Origin of the sequence: Ottowia caeni (assembly GCF_050821495.1) — a bacterium.
In the GTDB taxonomy this organism is placed as follows: Bacteria; Pseudomonadota; Gammaproteobacteria; order Burkholderiales; family Burkholderiaceae_C; genus Ottowia; species Ottowia caeni.
Genome location: NZ_CP151080.1, coordinates 1510522 through 1533148 on the forward strand (window position 1 = coordinate 1510522; position 22627 = coordinate 1533148).

The following is a 22627-nucleotide window of genomic DNA, read 5'->3' on the forward strand; positions in this document are numbered from 1 at the left end:
CCCCGGATCCGGGTCAATAAGTCGGCCTGGCCCGAGTTTCAATTTTTGAGCGCAAGGCTGTGTGCAGATCGGAAGGCAGCAACTTGAAGGCGGCCTGCAGCAACAGGTAGGCTATCAGGCCGTCGTCCAGCCAGCCTAGAATCGGGATGAAGTCCGAGACCACATCCACCGGGCTAATGACGTACAGAATGGCCAGCACGGCAGTCAGCTTCGCGGCCGTGGGGGTTCGTGCATCGCGCAGCATGGCCCACACCAGAAGGAGCTCCTTGCGGAACATGGCAATGATCTTTCCGAGCTTCCACATAGCGAGTCTCCCGAGCCACCCATTGGCACGCCGTCTTATAACGTGGGTCCAGGTTGCCGGATGACAAGTGTAAAACAGAGCCACTCTGTAACCAGAGATACTTTTCCATGTCTGCATTCACCCCAGCCGACCACGCCGCCGCCCGAGCGGTGGATGACGCCATGGATCGTTTTGCCGCCACTCAGCCCGCGCTGCCCGTGGCCGTCGCCCTCTCGGGTGGGGCTGACTCGACCGCACTCTTGTTGGCCTCGGCGGAGCGCTGGCCCGGGCAGGTGGAGGCCATGCATGTGCACCACGGCTTGCAGGACGCCGCCGACGATTTTGAGCGCCATTGTGCTGCCGTGTGCGCACTCCTGGAAGTACCGCTGCATGTGCGGCGAGTCGACGCACGCCATGCCGCCGGTCAAAGTCCAGAGGCCGTAGCGCGTGATTTCCGCTACGAAGCGTTCGACGCACTAACCAGCAGCGACGGCGAGGCTGCCGCTACCCGTACAGTGCTCGTCGCGCAGCATGCAGACGATCAAGTGGAAACCATCTTGCTGGCGCTCTCTCGCGGCGCAGGCCTGCGCGGCTTGTCGGCCATGCCGGCATCGTGGAGCCGTGGCGCCATCGCCTACGCGCGCCCGTTGCTGGAGGTGCCCGGCGCTGCCATTCGAACCTGGCTCAAAATTCGCGGACAGAGCTGGGTCGAAGACCCCACCAACGCCAGCGAGCAATACACCCGCAACCGGATTCGAGCTCGTTTGCTTCCAGTCATCGAGGCGGCGTTTCCCCAGTTTCGCACGACGTTCGCGCGTAGCGCTGCGCATGCTGCCCAGGCGCAGCAGGTGCTCGACGAAGTGGCCGCCCAGGACCTGTTCACCGCCGGTTCACCTCCGCGCATTCGTGTGGTGCAAACCTTTTCGCGAGCACGCCAGGCGAACCTGCTGCGTCATTGGCTATGGGCCGCGCACGCCGTGACCCCCAGCAGCGCTCAGTTGAACGAACTGCTGGACCAAATGGCGGCATGCACCACGCGTGGACACCGCATGCACCTGAAGGCGGGGTCAGGATTTATTCATCGCGAAGGGGACTGCATTGCCTGGTACCCGCACACCGTGCACAGAGGCGCCAATGGGCCTGCCGCACCCAGTGGCCTTTCGGAATAGCTAAAATGCTGGGTTTTCCGGCGCAAGCCGAGCCTTATTTTCCTCCGTGCGCCATTGAGCGCCGGTTACCTTTTATCCTGCCATGGCATTGATCGTTCATAAATACGGCGGCACTTCAATGGGCTCCACCGAGCGCATCCGCAGCGTCGCCAAGCGTGTGGCCAAATGGGCTCGCGCTGGCCACCAGATGGTGGTGGTGCCCAGCGCCATGAGTGGCGAGACCAACCGTTTGCTGGGCTTGGCCAAGGAATTGGCGCCAACCAAGCACACATTGGCCTATCGCCGTGAGATGGACATGCTGGCCGCCACCGGAGAGCAGGCGTCTTCTGCCTTGCTGGCCATCGCGCTGCAGGCAGAAGGTGTGCCTTCAGTCAGTTACGCCGGCTGGCAAGTGCCCATCAAAACCAACAGCGCCTACACCAAAGCCCGCATCGACAGTATCGACGGCCAACGTGTGCAGGCTGACCTCGATGCAGGCAAGGTCGTCATCATCACTGGCTTCCAGGGGGTAGACGAGGGTGGAAACATCACCACCTTGGGTCGTGGTGGTTCAGACACTTCCGCCGTTGCCGTGGCGGCAGCCCTAAAGGCCGACGAAGCCCTGATCTTCACCGACGTCGACGGCGTCTATACCACTGACCCTCGCGTTGTGCCGGAAGCGCGCCGCCTGCAAACCCTCAGTTTTGAGGAAATGCTTGAAATGGCCAGCTTGGGGAGCAAGGTTCTGCAAATCCGCTCCGTCGAATTCGCAGGCAAGTACAAAGTACCCGTTCGCGTGCTCTCCAGTTTCACGCCCTGGGACATCGATCTCGCTGAAGAAGCCAAGTCCGGCACCCTGATCACTTTCGAGGAAGACGAAAAAATGGAACACGCAGTCGTATCCGGCATTGCGTTCAACCGCGACGAATCCAAAATCTCCGTGCTCGGCGTGCCCGACCGCCCAGGCATTGCCTATCAGATCCTCGGTGCAGTGGCCGATGCCAACATCGAGATAGATGTCATCATCCAGAACGTCAGCAAAGACGGCAAGACGGATTTCAGCTTCACCGTCAACCATGCAGACTATGCTCGCACCCTGGACCTGCTGAAGGAAAAAGTGCTGCCCGAGCTGGGCGCTGCCGAGGTCGAGGGTGATCCCCGCATCTGCAAGGTCAGCATCGTAGGTATTGGCATGCGCAGCCATGTGGGCGTGGCTGCCAAGATGTTCCGCGCCTTGAGCGAAGAGGGCATTAATATCCAGATGATCTCCACCTCAGAGATCAAAACTTCCGTCGTCATCGACGAAAAGTACATGGAATTGGCAGTGCGCGCACTGCATCGCGCATTCGATCTCGATCAGGAGCCGAAAAAGGCGTGATCAGCAGTCTGGTACTGCTCTGAGAGAGGGCGGGTGGCCTGATGCATTCACTCCACGATATGAGTGGAGTGGGGCGCAGATCCTCATCGAGAGTTTGAATCCCTCTCGCCTTTGGCATTCACGAAAAACGGGCCTGATCGGCCCGTTTTTCATTTCTGCCTTCAAGTTCAGCTGCTTTCGCGAAAAGTAGGAGGCATGTCTAGCGTGAAGTGCTTGTATAGCAACTGGCGCATTGGTCATTACAGGTTGTCCATCTTCATCTCCATGTTTGCGCAATCGAAATCCATCAAAGCGGCGAGCTCTACAGTTGGCTCGAAGCTAGTACCGATGACCTGATCTCATGGAGCGAGGCCACCGGCGTTTATTCGGCACCTATCGGTGAATCCGGCCTCAGCACTGGCGGTCATACACTCGCTTTCGATAACGGAGATGTGCTGTATGTACTCATGAGTGGTAGCTTGTACACAATCAATACGGTCACCGGTGCGTCCAGCTTGGTGCACAGCGACGTCCCGTCCGGCCACCATGGCGATTTCCATCCGACGACCAACCGGTTGTACGTGATCTCAAATACCAGTGATCCACGGACTATCCGCGTAATTGACGTGGCCTCGGGTAGCCAGACGAGTGAATTTTCAGCGCCGGACGGTCTGCACACGCTCGCTTTTAGTTGACCGCCAAAAGCCGCCCGCTGCGCGTTGCCTAAGCTGGCCGCGAAAATGCACGCCATAGCCCGAGCTATGCCTGCACTTTGCGCCTTGATTGGGCGGCTTTTGATGGCCCTTTCGAGCACGGAGGATTCATTCACACCTTCTGAGCGAGCGCACTCGCCAAGGTGATGCTAAATGGGTGACTTGCCGATACGCCAGCGCGTTTACCCGCGCCCTTTTGCGCTGCAATGCACGATCAGGCAGCCCAGATGCCGGCTGTGGGCCAAACGTAGTACACACCGCCTACATATTGCCCATCAGGGTAGGACTGGGTTAAGCGGCCTGTGTGTTGCCAACCATGATGAGGTGCGTCAAATCATCCGCCGTCAGATCGCCCAGCGGCCGGTCGACAAACTTGCGACCTGCACCCATGATCACCACGCGGTCGGCCAACGCCACCACGTCGCGCATGTTGTGGCTAATAAGCAGCACGGTGCGACCATCTGCCTTTAGTTTGCGGATAAGGTCCAAAACCAGTGCAGTTTCCTTCACGCCCAGTGCTGCCGTGGGCTCATCCATAATGATGATTTCGGCGTTCCAGCGCAGGGCGCGCGCAATGGCCACGGCTTGGCGTTGCCCACCAGAGAACCGTTCTACCGGGCGCGTCATGTCGGTCACACCTGCCGACAAGCCGGACAAGTAGCGCTGCGACTCGGAGATCATCTTGGCTTTGTCCAGAACGCGCAGAAAAGGCAAGCCGAAGGGCTTGGTCAACTCCGAGCCCATGAACACATTGGCTGCGATAGACAGGCGCGGGGCGAGTGCGAGATCCTGGTAGATCGTGGCCACACCTTGTTCCAGCGCGTCATGCGGAGACCTGAAGCTGACAGCCTGCCCGCGCAAGCTCATGGAGCCTGACGTGGCTTCTTCAGCGCCAGAAATGACCTTGATCAGACTGGATTTGCCGGCCCCGTTGTCACCGCAAAGAGCGACCACCTCACCCGGATAAATGTCGAGGTCAACCTCACGCACGGCCACGACCGCGCCGTAGCTCTTGCCGATACCGCGCAGCGAGAGTAGGGGAGTGGGAGCGGTCATGGGTGTTCTCAGGTGATTACTTCTTGGTCAGAAACTGTTGCACGTTGCTCTTGTCGACCAGCACTGCATCCAGGAACAGGTACGGTCCAGAGGTGATGGTCGTCTGGGGCTGCTTCTTCACGACGATGGTGTCAATGGCTTCCACGGCTTTCTGGCCCATTTGCTCGAAAGGCACAGACACCGTGGCCAGCAGGGACGAGGCGGGGTCTGCAATACGGCGATAGGTCTCTGGACCACCGTCTACCGACACCAGGGGAATAGCGCCCTTCTTGACGCCTTGCGCTTTCAGCAGATCGTCGATCACGTAGGCTTGGCCGTCAAAGAAGCCCAGATGCCCTGCACCTTGCCTTGGTTTTTCAGCAGCAGGGCTTGCATGCCGTTGCGCACATCGTCGCGCCAGCTTTGTGTGCGCGACATCGAGAACTTGCCAATCTCTTTCACGGCCTTGTTTTCGGAGAGCACATCGTCCAGGATCTTGCCGCGAATGCGGGTGGCCAGGTTGAGGTCGAAGCGGGCGGTCAGGATGTCGCCTCTGTAGTTCATCAGGCCCATGAGGTACAGCGCGGCATCGGCGCCGATCTTGTATTCGTTGGTCTGAATGTCAAACAGCGTGTAGGGGCTGGTGCCCGACATGATGGTGATCACCGGAATGCCTGCGGTTTTGGCGGCTTTGAACTGGGCATCGGCTTCCACAGGTTTGCCCATGGCTACGATGATGGCGTCGACTTTTTTGGAGATCAAAGCATCAAATTGTTCAGCGTGCTTGGGCAAAGCGCCTTCGGAATTGAGCAGTGTCACACCCCAGCCCTTAGCCTTAGCGGCCTGGGCGGCAGCATTGGCTGCACGGGCATGGGTTTCCGAAGCAAACTGGAAGCCAACGATACCGACTTCAAAAGCTTGCGCTGCCGGAATGAACGCAACGGTGGCGGCAAGCGCCAGAAGCACTTTTTTCAAACTTTTCATCTCATCACTCCTTGGGTAATTATTTGCTAGACCTTGAAGGCTGCTTTTTTAAGCACACTGGCTGAGAAGGCGACCGAGCCAATGATGATGGCGCCCAGCATGATGTCCTGAATGTAGTAGGGCGCGCCCAGCAGAACCAGACCATTGCCCAGCACCTTCAGCACCAGCGCCGCAAACACGGTGCCTATGATATTGGGCTTGCCTGGCTCAAACATGGTCATGCCCAGCAGCACGGCGGCGATGGCATACAGAAAATAATCTCCGGCCATACCGGGAGCGGCGGAAGACAGGTTCGAGGCCAGGAGCATAGCGGTGACACCAGCCAGTGCACCCGACAGCAATAGACCGACACGCTTCATGCGGGCGGTGAGAATGCCGGACAGGCGCGCCGCCTCTTCGGCCTCCCCTGTGGCAACCATGTGAGCGCCCGTACGCGTCCATTTCACCAGGCCCCATGCGCAGGCTGTGAACGCGAATAGCCAAAGAATCAGATGTGGAATACCGCCCGTATTACCGCGGGCCAGGCCGGTAAACGCTTCAGGCCAACTGCCGACAAAGGCCACGCCTCCGGTGATCATGAAGCTCAGACCTTTGGCAATGGCTGCAGTGCCCAGGGTCATGATGAGCGAGGGTACACGCAGTCGGGTGACTCCAAAACCGTTGAAACCGCCCAGCGCGACACCCACACCGATCGCGGCCAATGCGGCCATGGCCGGGTGGTATTCTTGTTGGACCAGCAAGCCACAAACCACGGCAGCCAGGCTGGCGACTTCAGCGATGGACAGGTCAAGTTCGGCAATCGTGAGTGCCAGCGCAAATCCCATCGAAAGAATGGCCAGGGTGCTGGTGTCTTTCAGAATATTGATGAGGTTGCTGCTGCTCGCAAAATTGGGGGCAAAGATGGCAAAAAAGAGGATCAGTAAAAGGCCGGCCATAGCCGTGCCATAGCGGCCAATCAACTCTTGCCGTTGGAGTTTTCCCATGCTTTAAATATTCTTGCGAAGGTGGAAAGACGCACCTGAATGGCGATCCCATGAGGAGCGCAACTCAGCTCGCTCTTGATCTATTTGATGCCCGCAGACCGATCAATGATAACTGGTGCAGATAGGGCCGTTTTCACTTTCAAAACACACTCTAGCTCCCAGGCAGGGTGCCGGTTTGAGGCGTCAATTCAACCAAACCAGTTGAGATGGGTGTTAACGCCGCCTCACTGCGCCTAAACAATTGAAATAGCGCGTCGTAAACCCCCTGCGCACGGAGTGCGGCTCATACCGGGTGGCAACCGCTGCGAGTTGGTCTTGCGCCGCAGCCAGGGAAGGGGACTGTCCTGTCCCCGTCCAGGCAATGATGGCTGCGCCCAGCAGGCCTGATTCTTTTGCATGGCCCACCACAACCGGGCGGTTGCAGATGTCGGCTTTGATCTGAGCCCAGACGGGGTTGCTCGAAGCTCCCCCGCCGAACCGGATTTCACTGACAGGCTGCCCTAGAGAAGCTTCTGCCCGCTCCAGAACGATCCGATTGAGAAAGGCTACGCCCTCCAGAACTGCATAGGCCAGATCCGTAGCGGTGTGTTGTCGCTCCAGCCCGATGAAGGCGCCGCGCAGATCCGGGTTCCAGTAGGGCACCCGCTCCCCTTGCAGATAGGGCAGGAACAAGATCGGTTGAGGATGGCGGGGTAGGGCCAGCAAGTGGTCAATTCCTTGGGCCGCGCTCTCAAAGCCGCGTTCCGCACCGCCCAGCACACTCATCAGCCAGGCGGCAGTGTCGGCGCCGTTCTGGCTGGGCCCGCCAAGTTGCCAAAGCCCACACCAATCGACGCTCATGAGTCCTTCTGCAGTGGAGGCCGTGGGGCCGACCACGCCGAGCACTTCGGTCGTGCCTGAGATGTTGTACGCATAACCGGCTCGCATGGCACCCAGACCTGTCACGGCGGCCCAAGTGTCATTGGAGGCGCAAAACACAGGTACGCCTTGCAAGCGACTAAGGGTGCCGGGCAGGCCCGGTTGAACCTTGGCGACCTGGGCGCAAGGGTCAATGATGTTGGGGATGGCCGTTGGCTTCAGCCCGACTACCTGGAAGGGGCTCGGATTACCGGAAGACTCAGTGCAGGCGCTCAGTCGAGCCATAGAGACCGGATCGCTTGCGCGCTGCCCCGTTAAGCGGAAGTTGAGCCAGTCTTTGGGCTCCAGGACGCAATCGAGCGCCTCGAAATGATTCGGCTCTTCTTCAGCCATCCATGCCAAGCGGGCGAGTGGGTGAAACGCGTTGATGTGTTCGGCTTCGGGGTGATGAGCCAGTTGCGCCTTAAGGCGGGTGGCCACAGCGCCCGCGCGTGTATCTTTCCAGGTAATGGCGGGTCGGATGGCTTGACCCGCCGAGCTGAGCAACACCTGGGTCCGTGTGAACCCGCAAATGGCAATGCCCTCAATGCGGTCAAAAAGCTCGGGCTCTGCACGGGCGAGCCGGTCAGCGGCCTCCACCAGGTTGGTCCACCAGATTTCGGCATCACACTCGGAACGCCCCTGAGGGTCGACCGGGATGAAGCCCGCAATGACGGTTTCAGCTTGTGTGTTGCCTTGCGTATCGACGAGCGCCGCGCGAAAACTGGTGCCGCCCAGATCGCAAGCCAGGACCACCTTCATGCTCATGGTTTTTCAGACCCCGTTTTAAGCAGATATCGACGTTCGGGGCAGTGGCAGGGAAATCTCAACATCATGAGGCTGGTCGCGTCGAAACAGTTTGGGGCAGGGAAACTCACTCGGTCGTGTATTTTCGTTGATGGTATGAGCATTCGGGATACAGACGCCGAACCAATGCTCGCGAACACTTTCGCGACTGCAGCCTCATTGCTGCTGCAACAACAGGTCTTCGCTCATACGGCGTTGAAGAAGCGCAGAGGGTATGCGCTCAGCGCACCTCTCCCAAGAAGGCCAGCATGCGTGCCGTGGCGTCCTGAGTGATCTGCGAGTCGTAGGTGTAGCCGAGCGATGCGAGCCCGGGCTTGTCCCAGCCGTGCGTAGCTTCCGGGAACACATGCCATTGCACCTGTTTGCCCGCAGTTTTCAGCTCGTCCAGCAGCGGGAAGCAGGGTGTGGGTGGTACCTCAGTGTCGCGCCCCGCCATCAGCAGTAGCAGCGGGCGATCTATGTCCTTCAGCACCAGCGCGTAGTTTTTGAATGCGCAACTGCCGTAGTTGGCCACCGTGGCGGCAAAGCGCTGCTCGGAGCCCACGAGCTGCGCGCTCTGCGGGGAGGCCAGCAGCGCCGACATGAAGGCACCCCAGCTGTAGCCCACCTGGTAGATGCGCGCCTTGTCCACAAAAGGCTTCGATGCCAAGAAGGCCAGCGCCGCATACGCGTCGGCGACACCGGTGGATGAGACGGGCGTGCGTGCACGGCAGTCGTCAAAGCCGCGTGGGCCGAAGCTGTCCACCACCAGCACCACATGACCGGCAGCCAGCAGCGACTGCGCGTGCTGCTTCATGTGGACATTGGGCGGGCCTTTCAGCCCGCCACAGGTGTGCATCAACACCACGGCGGGAAAAGGCCCCTCGCCGGCCGGTTTGAATACGGTGTTGGCTACGTTCGTGAAAATGCCAATGGAGTCCTTCGCTTCTGCCGCGAAGGTCACCGGCTTCAGGTCGATAGAAGCCCCCAGTTGCGCGCGCAGATCCTGCGCGTAAGCGGGCACCAGGGCGGCGGCGAGCCAAAGGGCTGCCAACGCAGCGGCATGGCCATATGTTGAATGCAGCCGCATAGGGAGTCTCACCTGTTTTTGTTGATATTCAAACATTATTGATAGCGTGACCGCGTTTTACAAGTCCTAGGGATGCCCTGCATAACTCCCTGCGGTCTGTGGCAGCACGGCCTCGGGCGATCCGCTGCGTTGCTTTTCTTGCCAATAGCTGGGCTATTGGCTGCAAAAAGACGCCTTGCGCCTCATCCCGATCCGCACTACCACCGACTCGCGAGGGTTATGCAGGGCATCCCTAGCAATTAGGCGCGCGACCAAGCCAACCACCGGGGTTACTCGGACCCGGATGCAGAGGCTGTGCGGCAAAGGTCAAACGACAGTCGGGACGGCGGCATCACGCCCGACTGAGCCCCCATTTGCCTGTACCCTTGGGTAGATGACATCTGATACCCAAGAGCCTATTCAAGAAGCGCGCCTCTGGAGCGACGAACACTGGACCGCCCGTGTCATCAAGAACGATGACGATGACGGCTGGGCCGTGGCCATGTACCTGGACGGTGAAGCCGAGCCCGCTTTGGTAGGGCCCTGGACCATGGGCCGCGACAAGAAGAATCCCAAACCGCTGGACAAGTCGGCTTTCGACACCTTGGTCAAGACCGCCAAGGAGGTGATTCGCCGCTCCGAGCAGCACCTGCACGCGCAGTTAAACAAGAACGTCAGCGTTACCGTGGACGGCCAGCGTATTCGTGTGGCCTTGGCCATCGTGCCGGACGAGGAGGGCGCTACCGCGACGCTGCGCGCGACGGACGAACTCGGCGACGAACTGGCCTGCGTGCCTGTCGCCCCCACCTTTAAACTGAACGTGGACAGCGCGCAGGCCTGGATCGCCGCCGGCTACGAAAAGCCTCCACGATAATCCACGAAGCAGAAAGTGCAAAAATTAGGCGTTGCGCACGCTGAATCAAATTCGATGTCGATGAAGTTAAGAATAGCCTAAAAATAGTGGCTTAATTGGCAGTTCCGGAGCGATGACCGAGTCGCCGAAGGTGCTCCCCTGCTAAGGGAGTATGGGGTGTAGAGCCTCATCGAGGGTTCGAATCCCTCTCACTCCGCCAAGATAAAGCCTAATAGATTCAATCACTTAGGCTTTTTCTTGGGTGCTTATTTCCTTGCCTGGCACGGGTGCAGAGAAGAAAAGGCCATCGAAACGAGGATTGGGTGAACGCCAAAACCGCGCGCCCTAACCTGAGGCTAGAAGTGCCGCTTCAAGGCATGATCCCCATGGACTTGCCCAGAAACGCCAAACCGCCCAAGGGGCGGTTCGGTTGATGGCCTCGCAATGAGGGCGTCTGTTATCGGAAGACCCTTAATCCAGTTGAACTTTCATGCTTCGCACCAAAGGAACCCAGGTGTCGTATTCCTTCTTCATGAAGGCCGCGACTTGCGCACGGTTCATGGCAGGGTAGGCAACCACGCCTGATTCCTCAATCTGACGGGCATTAGCGGAGTCTGCCATGGCCTTATTGACCGAAGCGTTGAGTCGGTCGAGCACGGCATCCGGAGTGCCCGCAGGTGCCCAGAAGGCATTCCAGGAATAGGCGCGAAAGCCCTTGAGTCCTGCTTCGTCGAAGGTCGGCACGTCGGGTAGGCCCTTCATGCGCTTGGGCACCGCCACCGCAATAGCATTCAGTCGGCCCGATTTGACCAGAGGGTTGACGACTGAAGGCGCGTCCATGGCAAAGGCCACTATGCCGCCCATCAGGTCCGTCATGGCGGGACCTGTTCCCCGGTAGGGGATGTGCTGCACATCCACGCCGGCCATTTGGCTGAACAAGTGACAGGCAATGTGGCTTGACGTGCCGTTGCCGGCAGATGCGTAGTTGAAATGACCTGGGCGGGATTTGAGGCGTTGAAGCAGTTCGGGCAATGTCCGAATGCCGGAGCTGGCGGGCACCACGAGCACCAGTGGTACTTCCACGGTCAGCGCCACAGGTGCCAGATCCTTCAGAGGGTTATAGGGCAGCTTGGAATACAAGCCAACGTTCAGCGCATAAGTGGAAAGCGTGCTGTAGGCCAGGGTATAGCCATCGGTTGGCGCGCGTACAGCGGCTTCAACACCAATGTTGCCTCCGGCGCCGGCCCGGTTGTCGATCACGACCGGCTGGCCCAGGTCCTCAGCCATCGACCTGGCGACAATGCGCCCGACCAGGTCGGTGTTGCCGCCTGCAGGGAAAGGCACGATCACGCGTACCGGCTGGGCCGGCCATGGAGTGGCGGCATGGGCCGACAAGGACGACAGGACGCCCAGTGGGGCAAGTGGCGCCACAGCAGCAGCCTTGACCAGGGTGCGGCGGGAAAGAGCGGTGGTTTGCGGTTTCATCTTCGATGCTTTAAAAGTCAGGTGGGAAAGTGGGTGTTGATGGAATGAGCGGGTACCCGATAGCGTTCGCTATTGATGGATGACGCGTGCCAGGCGGCCACTTCGTCGGCGCGGGCCCACCAGACCGTCGGGTCGCGCCGCATATGCTCGATGAGCTTGCGCAGCATGCGCAGGCGTTGTGGGCGGCCAGAGATCCAGTCGTGGATGGTCAGCATGAACAGGCCACCGTACTCGCGCATGCCCTCGAACTCTTCGATCCAGCTTTCCAGCACGGCCCCAGGATTGGCGGGATGGGTCTTGTCGCGCGTGCTATTGGTGTAGCGGAAGTACAGAGCGTCGTCGACCATCCACTGCACGGGAACCTGCACGAGATTGCCCACGTGATAAGGGTGGTCAAAACCCATCAGGGAACTGTCGTACGAAATGCCGCGGCGCTCCATGGCGCTCAGGAAGTCGGGGGTCATTTCCCACGAAGGCGCGCGGTGGCCGAGCCCCGTGAGTCCTGTTTGCGCACGGAACAGATCCTGTGCCTGGCCGAGGTAGTCTTCGGCCTGTGCAGGGGCAATGGCTTCGATGCGCTCATGGTAGTAGCCGTGGTGGGCGATCTCGTGCCCGGCGGCCACCAGATGGGGGAGCAGTTCGGGGTAGGTCTCCGCCACCACACCAGGCACGTAGAAGCTGCCCTGAATGCCATATTCGGCCAGCAGATCCGTGATCCGCTTCAGACCCTGGCGTGGGCCGTAGCGGCGCTGTTCGATTTCGCCGAGGTGGTTGATGTCCTGTCCGCGGCTGATCCACAGGAAGGGCGACTCCGCGTCGAGATCGAGGGAAATCACCACCGCACAGCGCTTGCCTTCCGGCCAGACATAGTCAGGGTAATGGACGGTGGGGTGATCGTGCATTCGCATGATGTGACTTTCAGAATTGGGCGCGCAGGTAGGGTGAGGGCACGAGCTCGCGTCGGCCCCTCAGTGCCCAGAACGGGTCGGAGAGCAGTGCGCGGCCAAGGAACAGGAGGTCGGCTTGGCCCGTTGCCAAAATCTGCTCGGCCTGGGCCGCATCGGTAATGCCGCCTACTGTGCCGGTGGCGATGTCCCCTTCTGCACGAACACGCTGAGCGGCATCGGCGTTGAAGGCGGTGCCAGCAGGTCTTGGCTGAGGCGGCGCAATGCCGCCGCTTGTGCAGTCGATCAGATCGACACCAGCCGCCCTCAACAAGCGCGCCAGCTTGACCGATTCATCTACCGTCCAGCCGCCGGGCACGCCATCGGTACACGACAGGCGCACGAGCAAGGGCATGGCTTCTGGCAGCACGGCGCGAACCGCTTGAAGCGCTTGCAGTGCAAAGCGTGTGCGCCCTTCAAAGTCTCCGCCGAACTCGTCGTCGCGCTGGTTGGAGAGGGAGAGAGGAACTGGTGCAGCAGATACCCATGGGCCAGGTGCAGCTCGACCACGTCGAAACCCGCTCGCACCGCGCGCTGGGCAGATGCTGCATAAGCGGCCACGGTGCGTTCGATGTCATCGCGCGTCATCGCACTCGGGGAGGACATGCCCCCATCCTGCGCCAGCGCACTGGGCGCGAGCACAGGCCAGGCACCGTCGTTCGCACCGAGCGCCTTGCCTCCCTGCCAAGGTACATGAGCGCTGCCTTTGCGGCCAGCGTGGTTGAGCTGAATGCCCATGGTTGTGCCCAGATTGTGACCGTTGGCCACCAGTGCGCCAAGCGCCTGTTGCTGCGCGTCGTTCCACAAGCCCAGACAGCCGTGTGTGATGCGGCCCTCGGCGCTGATGGCTGTGGATTCAAGCATCACCAGCCCAACGCCACCTATCGCACGGGCGCCATAGTGGGCTTGATGCCAGGCACCCGCCAGCCCGTCAACCGCCTTGTACTGGCACATCGGTGAGAGCGCCAAGCGGTTGGACAGGGTGAGGCCGTTGACGGACAAGGGAGAGAGAAGGATGCTCATGACAAATGCTCCAGGAGAGAGGTCCAGAACGCCAGGCGCGGCCCGAGGCTGGACACGAGGAAATGTTCGTGTGCGGTATGGGCGCCGTCGCCAGCGACGCCAAGACCGTCCAGGGTGGGAACGCCCATGGCAGCGGTGAAATTACCATCGCTGGCGCCACCGGTCATGGGGGCTTCCTGCAGCTCGAAACCTGCCTTTGCGGCGTGAAGTTGCGCCTGCGCCAGGAGATCGTTGCTGGCGGCGGTTTTTTCATAAGGAGGGCGCTTGAGCCATGCGTCGATCTGCAGTCGCACATATGGCGTGCAGGGCTCAAGCGCCATCAGGCGTGCATGCACGGACTCTGCGAGCGCTTGTGTGGGCACACGGAACTCGGCTGCCAGCGCGGCGTGATCGGGGACCACATTGGTGCCCGTTCCACCTTCCACGCGACCGACGTTCAGCGTCACGCCTTGCTCGTAGTCGGTCATCGCCTCCAGGGCCAGCACCTGGTGGGCAAGCTCGCGAATGGCATTGCGGCCGAGATGGTGCTGCAGACCTGCATGCGCCGCACATCCGTGGGCTTGCAGGCGAAGCGCGCCGATGCCCTTGCGCGCGGTCACGCAGTGACCCCCGCTCTTGCGGGCTCACCCACCAGGGCGTAGCGGGCGTTGCGTGCGGCGTTCTCGATCAAGGACCTCGACTTGGCGCTGCCGATTTCCTCATCCGGTACGAACAGCATGTCGATGGGCAGGCGGTGGGCTTGCTGTTCCGAGACGTTTTTGAGCGCCGTCAATGCCACGCAGGCGCCGGCCTTCATGTCAAAGCCGCCGGGGCCGAAGACGCGATCGCCTTCAATGCGCAGGGGGTTGCGCGCCAGCGACCCCACCGGATGGACTGTGTCCAGGTGAGCCAGCACCAGGATGCCAGGGCGCACGTCCCCAGATGCCCGGTTGCTCACGGTCAGCAGCGGACCGACTTCATCGCCCAGGGTCTGAAGTTGTGCCGAGAGACCAGCCGCCAGGGCGTCCGCCTGCACCAATCTGGCCAATGTCGCTACAGCGGCCGCATCGTGCGAGGGCGTTTCAATCTCGATCCAGCGCTGGATCTGGTGGAGCAGGGCCGGGGCACTCATGCAGGCACGCGTCGGTTGATGGCGTTACCTCCATCAACGGCGATGGTTTCGCCGGAAATGAAGGCGGCAGCGTCCGAGCTCAGGAAGGTGATGACGTTGCCGATCTCGCCCGGGCGGGCGAGGCGCCGCAAGGGCACACCGGAGCCAACGCGTTGCAGGTGCGATTCTGGAATAGGGTCCCGGGTGTCGCCGCGCAAGCCGGGACGTACTGCGTTGACGCGCACACCTTGAGGACCCAGGCGAACGGCGAAGGCCCGCGTGAGTTGCTCGAGGCCTGCCTTGGATGCTCCGTAGACCGCGCCGTTCTCGCGCACCACACTGGCGGCGCCAGAGGAGATGTTGCAGATGGCGCCCGAGCCCCGCACGGCCATGGCTGTGCCCAGGCGCTGCATCAAGTGGAATGGCGCGCGCAGGTTGACACTCAAAATGCGATCGAAGGCATCGAGTGACATGTCCAGCACATCAAGGAACGGGAACAGCCCCGCGTTGTTGATCAGCACGTCAGGCGTGCCCTGCGACAGCAGACTTTCGGCCAGTGCTTGAGCTTCCGCGCTTTGGGTGAGATCGGCAGGAAGGTACATAAAGCTGCCTGCCGGCAGTTCGTCCGAAGGTGCAAGCTCCGGGGCAATGTCGCTCAGCAGCAACTTCGCACCTTGTCGGTAGAAGGCTGTGGCAATTTCCTTTCCGTAGGCGCCGCAAGCACCTGTCACAGCGACCAGTTTGCCTGCGAATGGAAGATCGTTCATGCGTTCAGCTCCCTCACGATTTGGGCGAACTCGACAAGGTTGGCGCGATCAATGGGGCGATGGCCGTCCTCGATGTCATGGATCAGGCGAATCAGCACCTCGGTGATGGGCGCCTCGGCACCACGGGCCTGCGCCACGCGGACAATTTCCCCTATCTGGACGTCGATCTCGGTCTTGCGCTTGCGCACGGCCAAGTCCCGCCAGACGCCGCTGCGCTGTTTGGTCGAATGCCGATAGTGATCGGCCATCAACGACAGCGAGCGTTCTGATTCGCTTGCAGGGGCGTCGGCAGCAAACGCTCGGGGTTCGAACCCATCGAATCCGATGGGGCTTACACCTGCCAGCGTGGCAACGCCGATCACCTCGCGCGCCAGCGCCGTGAACAAGGGCTGATGTTGCGCGTCGGAGAGCGTTTCGCTCATAGTTTCATTGGCCAGCGCGGTCGCAAAAAGCAGGCTGCCGTAGGCAAGCTTGCCCCATTTGTAGCGTGCGACATCCGCTTCGGCTGACGTATCCGGATCAAAGGCGCGCAGCAAGGCGGCCAAGTTCTCCACGCGCTGCGTGCGCCCGAGGGTGTATTCGCCAAGTTTGATGGCACCGCGATTACCGTAGCTGATGTGCCCCGGCTCAAGATAGTCTGCGGCAAAGTTCACGAAGCCGGATATCGTGCGGTGTGCGCCCACCCCCGCTGCGATGCATTCTTCGTTCAGTCCGTTCTGAAGGGATACGACCACGCCATCGGGGCTCAGGTGCGGGGTCAACTGCGCCACTGCAGCTTCAGTGTGCTGCGCTTTCACGGCCAACAAAATGCAGTCGTAAATGCCCTCCAGGTCGGCGGGCGTGGACGCGGGAACGACCTGAACGAACTGCGCAACAGGCCCATCAATGCGAAGGCCCGAGGTCCGGCTGGCATGCACGTGTTCGGCCACCACATCGACCATTTTGACGGGTATGCCGGCGCGCGCCAGAAAAGCGGCCACGCAACCGCCAATGGCACCACCGCCCCAGACCAGCACAGGGCTTCTAGGCCGCCATTTGCTCGCCGCAGGTGTCTTGTTTGAATCTCTGTCCATGCGAACGAGTCTAGAAGTCGCTCGCTGGCAATACCAGCCATGGGGAATAATAGTTCCCATAACTGGGAGTAATGTTTGACATGGCGCTGCCCGATCTCAACCTGTTGATTTATCTTCATCTGCTGATCAAATACGGCAACGCGACCAAGGTTGCCCAGGCGATGGGCGTGAGCCAGCCAGGGGTGAGCGCAGCGCTCAAGCGTCTGCGTGCCGTCTTGAACGATCCGGTATTTGTTCGCACGGGCGGGCGCATGGTGCCGACGCCTAAGGCGCAGGCGGTGCACGCTCAGACTGCTGGGACGCTGGAGATGTGGGAGCGCCTGGCCGAGGGCGAGTTGGTGTTCGATCCGGCGCGCACGAACCGTGGCTACACCCTCCTGGCGTCGGACTACATCCTTCACCAGATGCTGGCGCCGTTGGCTGGCGAGTTGGCGCGCCGCGCGCCCGGTGCCACACTGCGCGTCATACCGCCCAATCCTTACCGTCGTCTCCAAACCGTCGTGAAGAGGGAGGCGGATTTCGCCATCGGCTACTACCATGAAGCCCCGGAAGAGCTGCGTGTGCGGCGTTTATTCGTTGAATCCGTGGTGTGCGTGATGCGTCAAAGTCATCCTGCGGCCCGAAGCTTTGATCTGGATGCTTTTGTGCGCTATCCGCACGTTGGGATTGCTTCTGTGGCGCAGGGTTCGTACAGCGCCACTCTGGAGCGCTCCTTGCTGGAGCGCGGGATTCACCGCCGCCTGCCGCTCACGGTTCCCAGTTATCTGGCGGTACCTTCGCTTCTGGTGGAAACCGACTACATCGCATTGCTGCCGGCCAGTCTGGCGACGTCGTTTGCCAAACAGATGCCCTTACAGGTACATGCCAGCCCGTTGGAGCTGCCTGCTCTTGACGTGTCTATCCTGTACCACAACAACGCCCAAGACGACGTGTCACATCAATGGTTTCGCCAATTGACCGTGGAGGTCGTCGGCATGGCTGGCTTGCGAGGGATGTCTGAGCGACAGGTTTGAATGCATGGCTGCTTGTGCGGGGAACACTATTACTCCGAACAAGGGCAAACTCAAGACAGCGGGCGATGCGATCTTGGCGCTAAAGAACTTGGTCTGGTGCCGTGTAAGGCCTCCTCGGGGGTTCCAATTGCTCTCCCTCCGAGGAGATAAAGCCTAGTGTGGAGTTTCATTAATAACTTTACAAAGTCGCGCCAATTTTTCGAAGATGGAGTCGGCGGTTGCGGTCCAGCGGAAGGGGCGCGGGTGTTGGTTGTAGTGCTCGACGAAGGCGTTGATCTTGCGCTTGAGGTCAGGCACCGAATCGAATGAGCCACGCCGGATGGCCTGATTGGTGATCAAGGCGAACCAGCGCTCGACCTGGTTGAGCCATGAACTGTAGGTCGGTGTGAAGTGCAGATGAAAGCGGGGCCGGCGTGCCAGCCATGCGCGAACCCGAGGATGTTTGTGGGTGGCGTAGTTGTCGCAAATGAGGTGCACGTCCAGCGTGCTGGGCACCTGTGCCTCGACATGGCGCAAGAAAGCGAGAAATTCCTGGTGCCGGTGCTTGGGTTTGCATTGCGTGATCACAGTGCCATTGGCGATATCGAGCGCGGCAAACAGCGTTGTGGTGCCGTGGCGCACGTAGTCGTGCGTAACTCCCTCGACATACCCCAGACCCATCGGCAGCATGGGCTGCGTGCGCTGCAGAGCCTGCACTTGGCTTTTCTCGTCCACGCACAGCACCAATGCGTGCTCGGGCGGGTTGAGATACAGCCCGACGATGTCGCGCACCTTTTCGATGAAGAAGGGATCGTTGGAGAGCTTGAAGCTCTTGCTGCGGTGCGGCTGCAAGCCAAACAACGTCATATAGCGGTGCACGGTCGTCGTCGACAGACCCGTCTCATCGGCCAATGAACGCCGCGACCAATGAGTGCGGCCCTTGGGCTGGCTGCCAAGCGCCTTGTTGATCATCAGCGCAATCTGCTCGTCCGTTGCCTGGCGGGGACGCCCCGGCTTGAGTTCGTTGTGCAGCCCCGCAATGCCTCGCTCCCGGTAGCGAGTGCGCCACAGCGTCACAGTTGGGCGACTGTAGCCAAAGCGCTGCGCTACGGAGCTGTTGGTCTCCCCGTCAGCCATGCAAAGAATCATCTGGGCGCGGCGAGCTAACGCCGCAGGCAGGCTTTGCGAGCGTGCGCATCGACTCAAGCTGCACGCGTTCGCTCGGCGCAACTACCAGTGGTTTTGCAGGACGTCCCATCGTTGTGCTCCACTACCAAGGATAGCTCTTGGAGTACACAAATAATGTAAAGTTTCATATGAAACGGGACACTGGCAATTAGGCGCGCGACCAAGCCAACCACCGGGGTTACTCGGACCCGGATGCAGAGGCTGTGCGGCAAAGGTCAAACGACAGGCGGGACGGCGGCATCACGCCCGACTGAGCCACCCCATTTGCCTGTACCCTCGGGTACATGACATTTGACACTCAAGAGCCTATTCAAGAAGCGCGCCTCTGGAGCGACGAACACTGGACCGCCCGTGTCATCAAGAACGATGACGATGACGGCTGGGCCGTGGCCATGTATCTGGACGGTGAGGCCGAGCCCGCTTTGGTAGGGCCCTGGACCATGGGCCGCGACAAGAAGAATCCCAAACCGCTGGACAAGTCGGCTTTTGACACCTTGGTCAAGACCGCCAAGGAGGTGATTCGCCGCTCCGAGCAGCACCTGCACGCGCAGTTAAACAAGAACGTCAGCGTTACCGTGGACGGCCAGCGTATTCGTGTGGCCTTGGCCATCGTGCCGGACGAAGAGGGCGCTACCGCGACGCTGCGCGCGACGGACGAACTCGGCGACGAACTGGCCTGTGTGCCTGTCGCCCCCACCTTTAAACTGAACGTGGACAGCGCGCAGGCCTGGATCGCCGCCGGCTACGAAAAGCCAGCACGATAATCCACGAAGCAGAAAGTGCAAAATTCGGCGTTGCGCACGCTGAATCAAATTCGATGTCGATGAAGTTAAGAATAGCCTAAAAATAGTGGCATAATTGCCAGTTCCGGAGCGATGACCGAGTGGCCGAAGGTGCTCCCCTGCTAAGGGAGTATGGGGTGTAGAGCCTCATCGAGGGTTCGAATCCCTCTCGCTCCGCCACAATTCGATCCAAAGATGCCTCAAAACATCTGGATGCCGCGCAAAAATCCCCTCTCGCAGGGGATTTTTTGTTTCTGGGCCTCCATGGTCACTTACCTGAAATTTGCTCGAAGCCGTAGCAAAAAAGGTAGGGCGCGGGGAAACGATCTCTGGCTGACGAGGGGGCCGCAATAATCTCGATTTTCCCTGTGAATCAGGCGGTCGTCACTGCTCATTGAATGGCGAGAAGGTTGTAGAGCGCCATCGGAATCCGCACCTATCGGCGGAACGATCGGGCATCCCCACACCGCTACGAACGCAGCGCGGCAATGCGCATGCCGTCGATCGCTGCATTCGTCTCAAAGACTGCGCGCAAGTCGTCGGCAAGGCTCGGCGCCTTGGTATCCATTTGTGACGGTGGCGCTAAGATGTGCGGAAACATTTTCCAGTAACCTGTCCGTGTACCTACGCGGGGCAGGATAGCCACATTTCTCAGGCATTCATGCTCGACGACATCAAGAAAACTCTTTGGGCTACCGCCGACAAGCTGCGCGCCAACATGGACGCCGCCGAATACAAGCACCTGGTGCTCGGCCTGATCTTCGTCAAATACATCTCTGACACCTTTGCCGCCCGCCGCGCCGAGCTTAACGAGCGCCTGACAGATCCCGAAGACGAGTACTACTACGGCGATGCCGACCCCGCCGACATCGAAGCCGAACTGGAAGACCGCGACTATTACAAAGAGGTCAATGTCTTCTGGGTGCCCGAGGCCGCCCGCTGGGAAGCTTTGCGCAGCGCCGCCAAGCAGCCCGACATTGGCAAGCGCATTGACGATGCCTTGACCCTGATTGAGACCGAGAACCCCAAGCTCAAAGGCATTCTCGACAAACGTTACGCCCGGGCCCAGTTGCCCGATGGCAAGCTCGGCGAGCTGGTGGACTTGGTCTCTACCATCGGTTTTGGTGAAAACGCCAGCACCGCCCGCGACGTGCTGGGCCAAGTGTATGAATACTTTCTGGGCCAGTTCGCCAGTGCCGAGGGCAAAAAGGGCGGGCAGTTCTACACCCCCGCCAGCATCGTCAAAACCCTGGTGGCCATTCTCAGCCCGCACGAAGGCAAGGTGTACGACCCTTGCTGCGGCTCAGGCGGCATGTTTGTGCAGAGCGAGAAATTCATTGAAGCCCATGGCGGCAAGCTGGGCGACGTGAGCATTTACGGGCAAGAGAGCAACCCCACCACCTGGCGCCTGGCCGCCATGAACCTGGCCATTCGCGGCATTGACTACAACCTGGGCCGCGAGCCTGCCGACACCTTCACCCGCAACCAGCACCCTGACCTGCGGGCCGACTACATTCTGGCCAACCCGCCGTTCAACATATCCGACTGGTGGCATGGCAGCCTGGAAGGCGACCCGCGCTGGGAATATGGCGACCCACCCCGTGGCAACGCCAACTACGCCTGGCTGCAGCACATGCTGCACCACTTGAGGCCCACCGGCCGCGCAGGCATTGTGCTGGCCAACGGCAGCATGAGCAGCAGCCAGAACAACGAAGGCGTGATCCGCGCCGCCATGGTCGATGCTGACGTGGTGGAAGTCATGGTCGCCTTGCCGGGCCAGTTGTTCTTCAACACCCAGATCCCCGCCTGCCTGTGGTTTTTGACCAAGCAGAAAAAACGCAAAGGCGAAGTGCTGTTCATTGATGCTCGCAAACAGGGCCGCATGATCAGCCGCGTGCAGGCCGAGCTGACCGACGTCACCATTGCCCGCATCGAAGCCGTGGTGGCCGCGTGGCGCGGTGAGCCGGGCGCAGGTGCATATGAAGACGTGAAGGGCTTTTGCCGCAGCGTGCCCCTGGCCGAGATTGCCCAACACGGCCATGTGCTCACCCCCGGCCGCTACGTGGGCGCGGAAGAGGTTGAAGACGACGATGAAGCCTTTGCCGACAAGATGCAAAAGCTCACCGAAAAGCTGGGCGAGCAAATGGCCAAGGGTGCTGAGCTGGATGCGGTGATTCGGGCGAAGCTGGGGGGGCTGGGGTATGAGTTCTGAGGTTTCGCAACATACTCTCAAATCTCTTTGCCTACTTGTCGTCGATTGTCCTCACGCGACACCCGCCTGGACTGACTCTGGGGTGGTTGTTCTGCGCAATCAGAACATCAAAGGCGGAAGGCTGGACCTGTCAAATCCCAGTTTCACCGACGAGGCTCACTACCTAGGTCGAATCCGACGTGCTGCGCCACAAGCTGGGGATTTGGTTATTACCCGTGAAGCACCTATGGGCGAGGTTTGTCAGATTCCCCTGGTCTTAAGTGTTGTCTCGGTCAACGGCAGGTATTGCTACGCCCCGACCCATCTAAGGTCGATGGTCGATTCTTGTTGTACGCGCTTCAATCACCCTACCTTCAGCATCAAATTGGCTGGAACGAGGGGACTGGCTCCACTGTCAGCAATCTTCGGATTCCAGTTCTTGAGGCGCTGCAGGTACCCACGCCGCCCGTACTTGAGCAGAAAGCGGTTGCTGAAACTCTGGGCGCCATCGACGACCGCATCACCCTCCTGCGAGAAACCAACGCCACCCTCGAAGCCATCGCCCAGGCCCTGTTCAAGTCCTGGTTCCTCGACTTCGACCCCGTGCGCGCCAAGATGGAAGGTCGCACGCCCGAAGGCATGGACGAGGCCACCGCAGCGCTGTTTCCCGATGGGTTTGAAGCGTCGGAGTTGGGGGAGGTGCCGAGGGGGTGGAAGTATTCAACTGCTGGCGAATCGTTCGTTTTGACGATGGGCCAGTCCCCACCAGGCGGCACCTACAACGAATCAGGTGAGGGTTTGGCGTTCTATCAAGGACGGACAGATTTTGGTTTTCGTTTCCCAACACAGCGCGTCTTCTGCTCCGCGCCCACAAGGTATGCAGAGCCAGGGGATACGTTAGTCAGCGTTCGAGCACCTGTCGGAGATGTCAACATGGCTTTGGAGCGCTGCTGCATCGGTAGAGGTGTGGCATCGGTTAGACAT

At 60.3% G+C, this 22627-nt stretch carries 18 protein-coding genes, 2 tRNA genes and 4 pseudogenes; 9 read left to right on the plus strand and 15 right to left on the minus strand.

The window, feature by feature from the left end:
- Positions 1 to 13: 13 nt before the first annotated feature.
- On the minus strand, positions 14 to 304 hold the full coding sequence (locus tag AAAK34_RS07380; RefSeq protein ID WP_231693380.1) for a DUF1232 domain-containing protein: 291 nt from the start codon (positions 302 to 304) through the stop codon (positions 14 to 16).
- 107 nt (positions 305 to 411) lie between these two features.
- Between AAAK34_RS07380 and tilS the strand changes: the two genes are divergently transcribed.
- Together tilS and AAAK34_RS07390 are read left to right on the plus strand one after the other, a co-directional pair.
- Positions 412 to 1452: a tRNA lysidine(34) synthetase TilS gene (gene tilS, locus AAAK34_RS07385; protein WP_231693379.1), complete on the plus strand. Its 1041-nt coding sequence runs from the start codon at positions 412 to 414 to the stop codon at positions 1450 to 1452.
- Positions 1453 to 1534: 82 nt separating this feature from the next.
- On the plus strand, positions 1535 to 2809 hold the full coding sequence (locus tag AAAK34_RS07390) for an aspartate kinase (protein WP_231693378.1): 1275 nt from the start codon (positions 1535 to 1537) through the stop codon (positions 2807 to 2809).
- A gap of 983 nt (positions 2810 to 3792) precedes the next feature.
- Here the strand turns inward: AAAK34_RS07390 and AAAK34_RS07395 are convergent.
- The 6 genes from AAAK34_RS07395 to AAAK34_RS07420 form a co-directional block, all read right to left on the minus strand.
- Positions 3793 to 4557, minus strand: a complete 765-nt coding sequence (locus AAAK34_RS07395) for an ATP-binding cassette domain-containing protein (protein ID WP_231693377.1) — start codon at positions 4555 to 4557, stop codon at positions 3793 to 3795.
- Between the two features lie 16 nt (positions 4558 to 4573).
- Positions 4574 to 4861 (minus strand): hypothetical protein, encoded by a 288-nt coding sequence (locus AAAK34_RS07400; RefSeq protein ID WP_431777899.1) that lies wholly within the window; start codon positions 4859 to 4861, stop codon positions 4574 to 4576.
- Positions 4858 to 5520 (minus strand): substrate-binding domain-containing protein, encoded by a 663-nt coding sequence (locus tag AAAK34_RS07405; protein ID WP_431777900.1) that lies wholly within the window; start codon positions 5518 to 5520, stop codon positions 4858 to 4860. The genes AAAK34_RS07400 and AAAK34_RS07405 overlap by 4 nt, the downstream gene beginning before the upstream one ends.
- 26 nt (positions 5521 to 5546) lie before the next feature.
- On the minus strand, positions 5547 to 6503 hold the full coding sequence (locus AAAK34_RS07410) for an ABC transporter permease (protein ID WP_231693375.1): 957 nt from the start codon (positions 6501 to 6503) through the stop codon (positions 5547 to 5549).
- 213 nt (positions 6504 to 6716) lie between these two features.
- Positions 6717 to 8168, minus strand: coding sequence for a xylulokinase (locus AAAK34_RS07415; RefSeq protein ID WP_431777901.1), 1452 nt, complete (start codon positions 8166 to 8168; stop codon positions 6717 to 6719).
- 259 nt (positions 8169 to 8427) lie between these two features.
- Positions 8428 to 9276 (minus strand): dienelactone hydrolase family protein, encoded by an 849-nt coding sequence (locus AAAK34_RS07420; RefSeq protein ID WP_231693373.1) that lies wholly within the window; start codon positions 9274 to 9276, stop codon positions 8428 to 8430.
- A gap of 373 nt (positions 9277 to 9649) precedes the next feature.
- Between AAAK34_RS07420 and AAAK34_RS07425 the strand changes: the two genes are divergently transcribed.
- Together AAAK34_RS07425 and AAAK34_RS07430 are read left to right on the plus strand one after the other, a co-directional pair.
- The gene (locus AAAK34_RS07425) at positions 9650 to 10129 is read left to right on the plus strand and encodes a hypothetical protein (protein WP_231693372.1); all 480 of its coding nucleotides are present in this window, start codon (positions 9650 to 9652) and stop codon (positions 10127 to 10129) included.
- Positions 10130 to 10235: 106 nt separating this feature from the next.
- Positions 10236 to 10328: transfer RNA gene (locus tag AAAK34_RS07430), tRNA-Ser, on the plus strand.
- Between the two features lie 251 nt (positions 10329 to 10579).
- Here AAAK34_RS07430 and AAAK34_RS07435 read toward each other — a convergent pair.
- The 6 genes and pseudogenes from AAAK34_RS07435 to AAAK34_RS07460 all read right to left on the minus strand — a co-directional run bounded on the left by AAAK34_RS07435 (position 10580) and on the right by AAAK34_RS07460 (position 16490).
- Entirely contained in the window at positions 10580 to 11593 is a 1014-nt protein-coding gene (locus tag AAAK34_RS07435) for a tripartite tricarboxylate transporter substrate binding protein (protein ID WP_231693371.1), read from the minus strand.
- Positions 11594 to 11610: 17 nt separating this feature from the next.
- Positions 11611 to 12501: a polysaccharide deacetylase family protein gene (locus AAAK34_RS07440; protein WP_231693370.1), complete on the minus strand. Its 891-nt coding sequence runs from the start codon at positions 12499 to 12501 to the stop codon at positions 11611 to 11613.
- Between the two features lie 10 nt (positions 12502 to 12511).
- A pseudogene (locus tag AAAK34_RS07445) lies at positions 12512 to 13560 on the minus strand (NADH:flavin oxidoreductase/NADH oxidase).
- Positions 13557 to 14671, minus strand: a pseudogene (locus AAAK34_RS07450) (M20 family metallopeptidase). Before AAAK34_RS07450 ends, AAAK34_RS07445 begins: the two co-directional pseudogenes overlap by 4 nt.
- Positions 14668 to 15417 carry an SDR family oxidoreductase gene (locus AAAK34_RS07455; protein WP_231693367.1) on the minus strand — a complete coding sequence of 250 codons (750 nt, stop codon included), beginning with the start codon at positions 15415 to 15417 and terminating at the stop codon, positions 14668 to 14670. The pseudogene AAAK34_RS07450 and the gene AAAK34_RS07455 overlap by 4 nt, the downstream one beginning before the upstream one ends.
- The gene (locus tag AAAK34_RS07460; protein WP_431777902.1) at positions 15414 to 16490 is read right to left on the minus strand and encodes a ketopantoate reductase family protein; all 1077 of its coding nucleotides are present in this window, start codon (positions 16488 to 16490) and stop codon (positions 15414 to 15416) included. Before AAAK34_RS07460 ends, AAAK34_RS07455 begins: the two co-directional genes overlap by 4 nt.
- Positions 16491 to 16561: 71 nt before the next feature.
- Here AAAK34_RS07460 and AAAK34_RS07465 point away from each other — a divergent pair, with 71 nt between their 5' ends.
- The gene (locus AAAK34_RS07465) at positions 16562 to 17503 is read left to right on the plus strand and encodes a LysR family transcriptional regulator (protein WP_431777903.1); all 942 of its coding nucleotides are present in this window, start codon (positions 16562 to 16564) and stop codon (positions 17501 to 17503) included.
- A 153-nt stretch (positions 17504 to 17656) separates the two neighbouring features.
- Here the strand turns inward: AAAK34_RS07465 and AAAK34_RS07470 are convergent.
- A pseudogene (locus AAAK34_RS07470) lies at positions 17657 to 18740 on the minus strand (IS630 family transposase).
- A 214-nt stretch (positions 18741 to 18954) separates the two neighbouring features.
- Between AAAK34_RS07470 and AAAK34_RS07475 the strand changes: the two are divergent.
- Both AAAK34_RS07475 and AAAK34_RS07480 read left to right on the plus strand, forming a co-directional pair.
- The gene (locus AAAK34_RS07475; RefSeq protein WP_231698215.1) at positions 18955 to 19434 is read left to right on the plus strand and encodes a hypothetical protein; all 480 of its coding nucleotides are present in this window, start codon (positions 18955 to 18957) and stop codon (positions 19432 to 19434) included.
- 105 nt (positions 19435 to 19539) lie between these two features.
- Positions 19540 to 19632: transfer RNA gene (locus AAAK34_RS07480), tRNA-Ser, on the plus strand.
- Between the two features lie 289 nt (positions 19633 to 19921).
- Here AAAK34_RS07480 and AAAK34_RS07485 read toward each other — a convergent pair.
- Positions 19922 to 20053 carry a hypothetical protein gene (locus AAAK34_RS07485; protein ID WP_431777904.1) on the minus strand — a complete coding sequence of 44 codons (132 nt, stop codon included), beginning with the start codon at positions 20051 to 20053 and terminating at the stop codon, positions 19922 to 19924.
- 60 nt (positions 20054 to 20113) lie between these two features.
- Between AAAK34_RS07485 and AAAK34_RS07490 the strand changes: the two genes are divergently transcribed.
- Complete coding sequence (locus AAAK34_RS07490) at positions 20114 to 21664, plus strand: HsdM family class I SAM-dependent methyltransferase (protein WP_231698216.1); 1551 nt, start codon at positions 20114 to 20116, stop codon at positions 21662 to 21664.
- Positions 21654 to 22364: pseudogene (locus tag AAAK34_RS07495) on the plus strand (restriction endonuclease subunit S); the annotation flags it as partial. The gene AAAK34_RS07490 and the pseudogene AAAK34_RS07495, both read left to right, overlap by 11 nt.
- Positions 22365 to 22627: the final 263 nt, after the last annotated feature.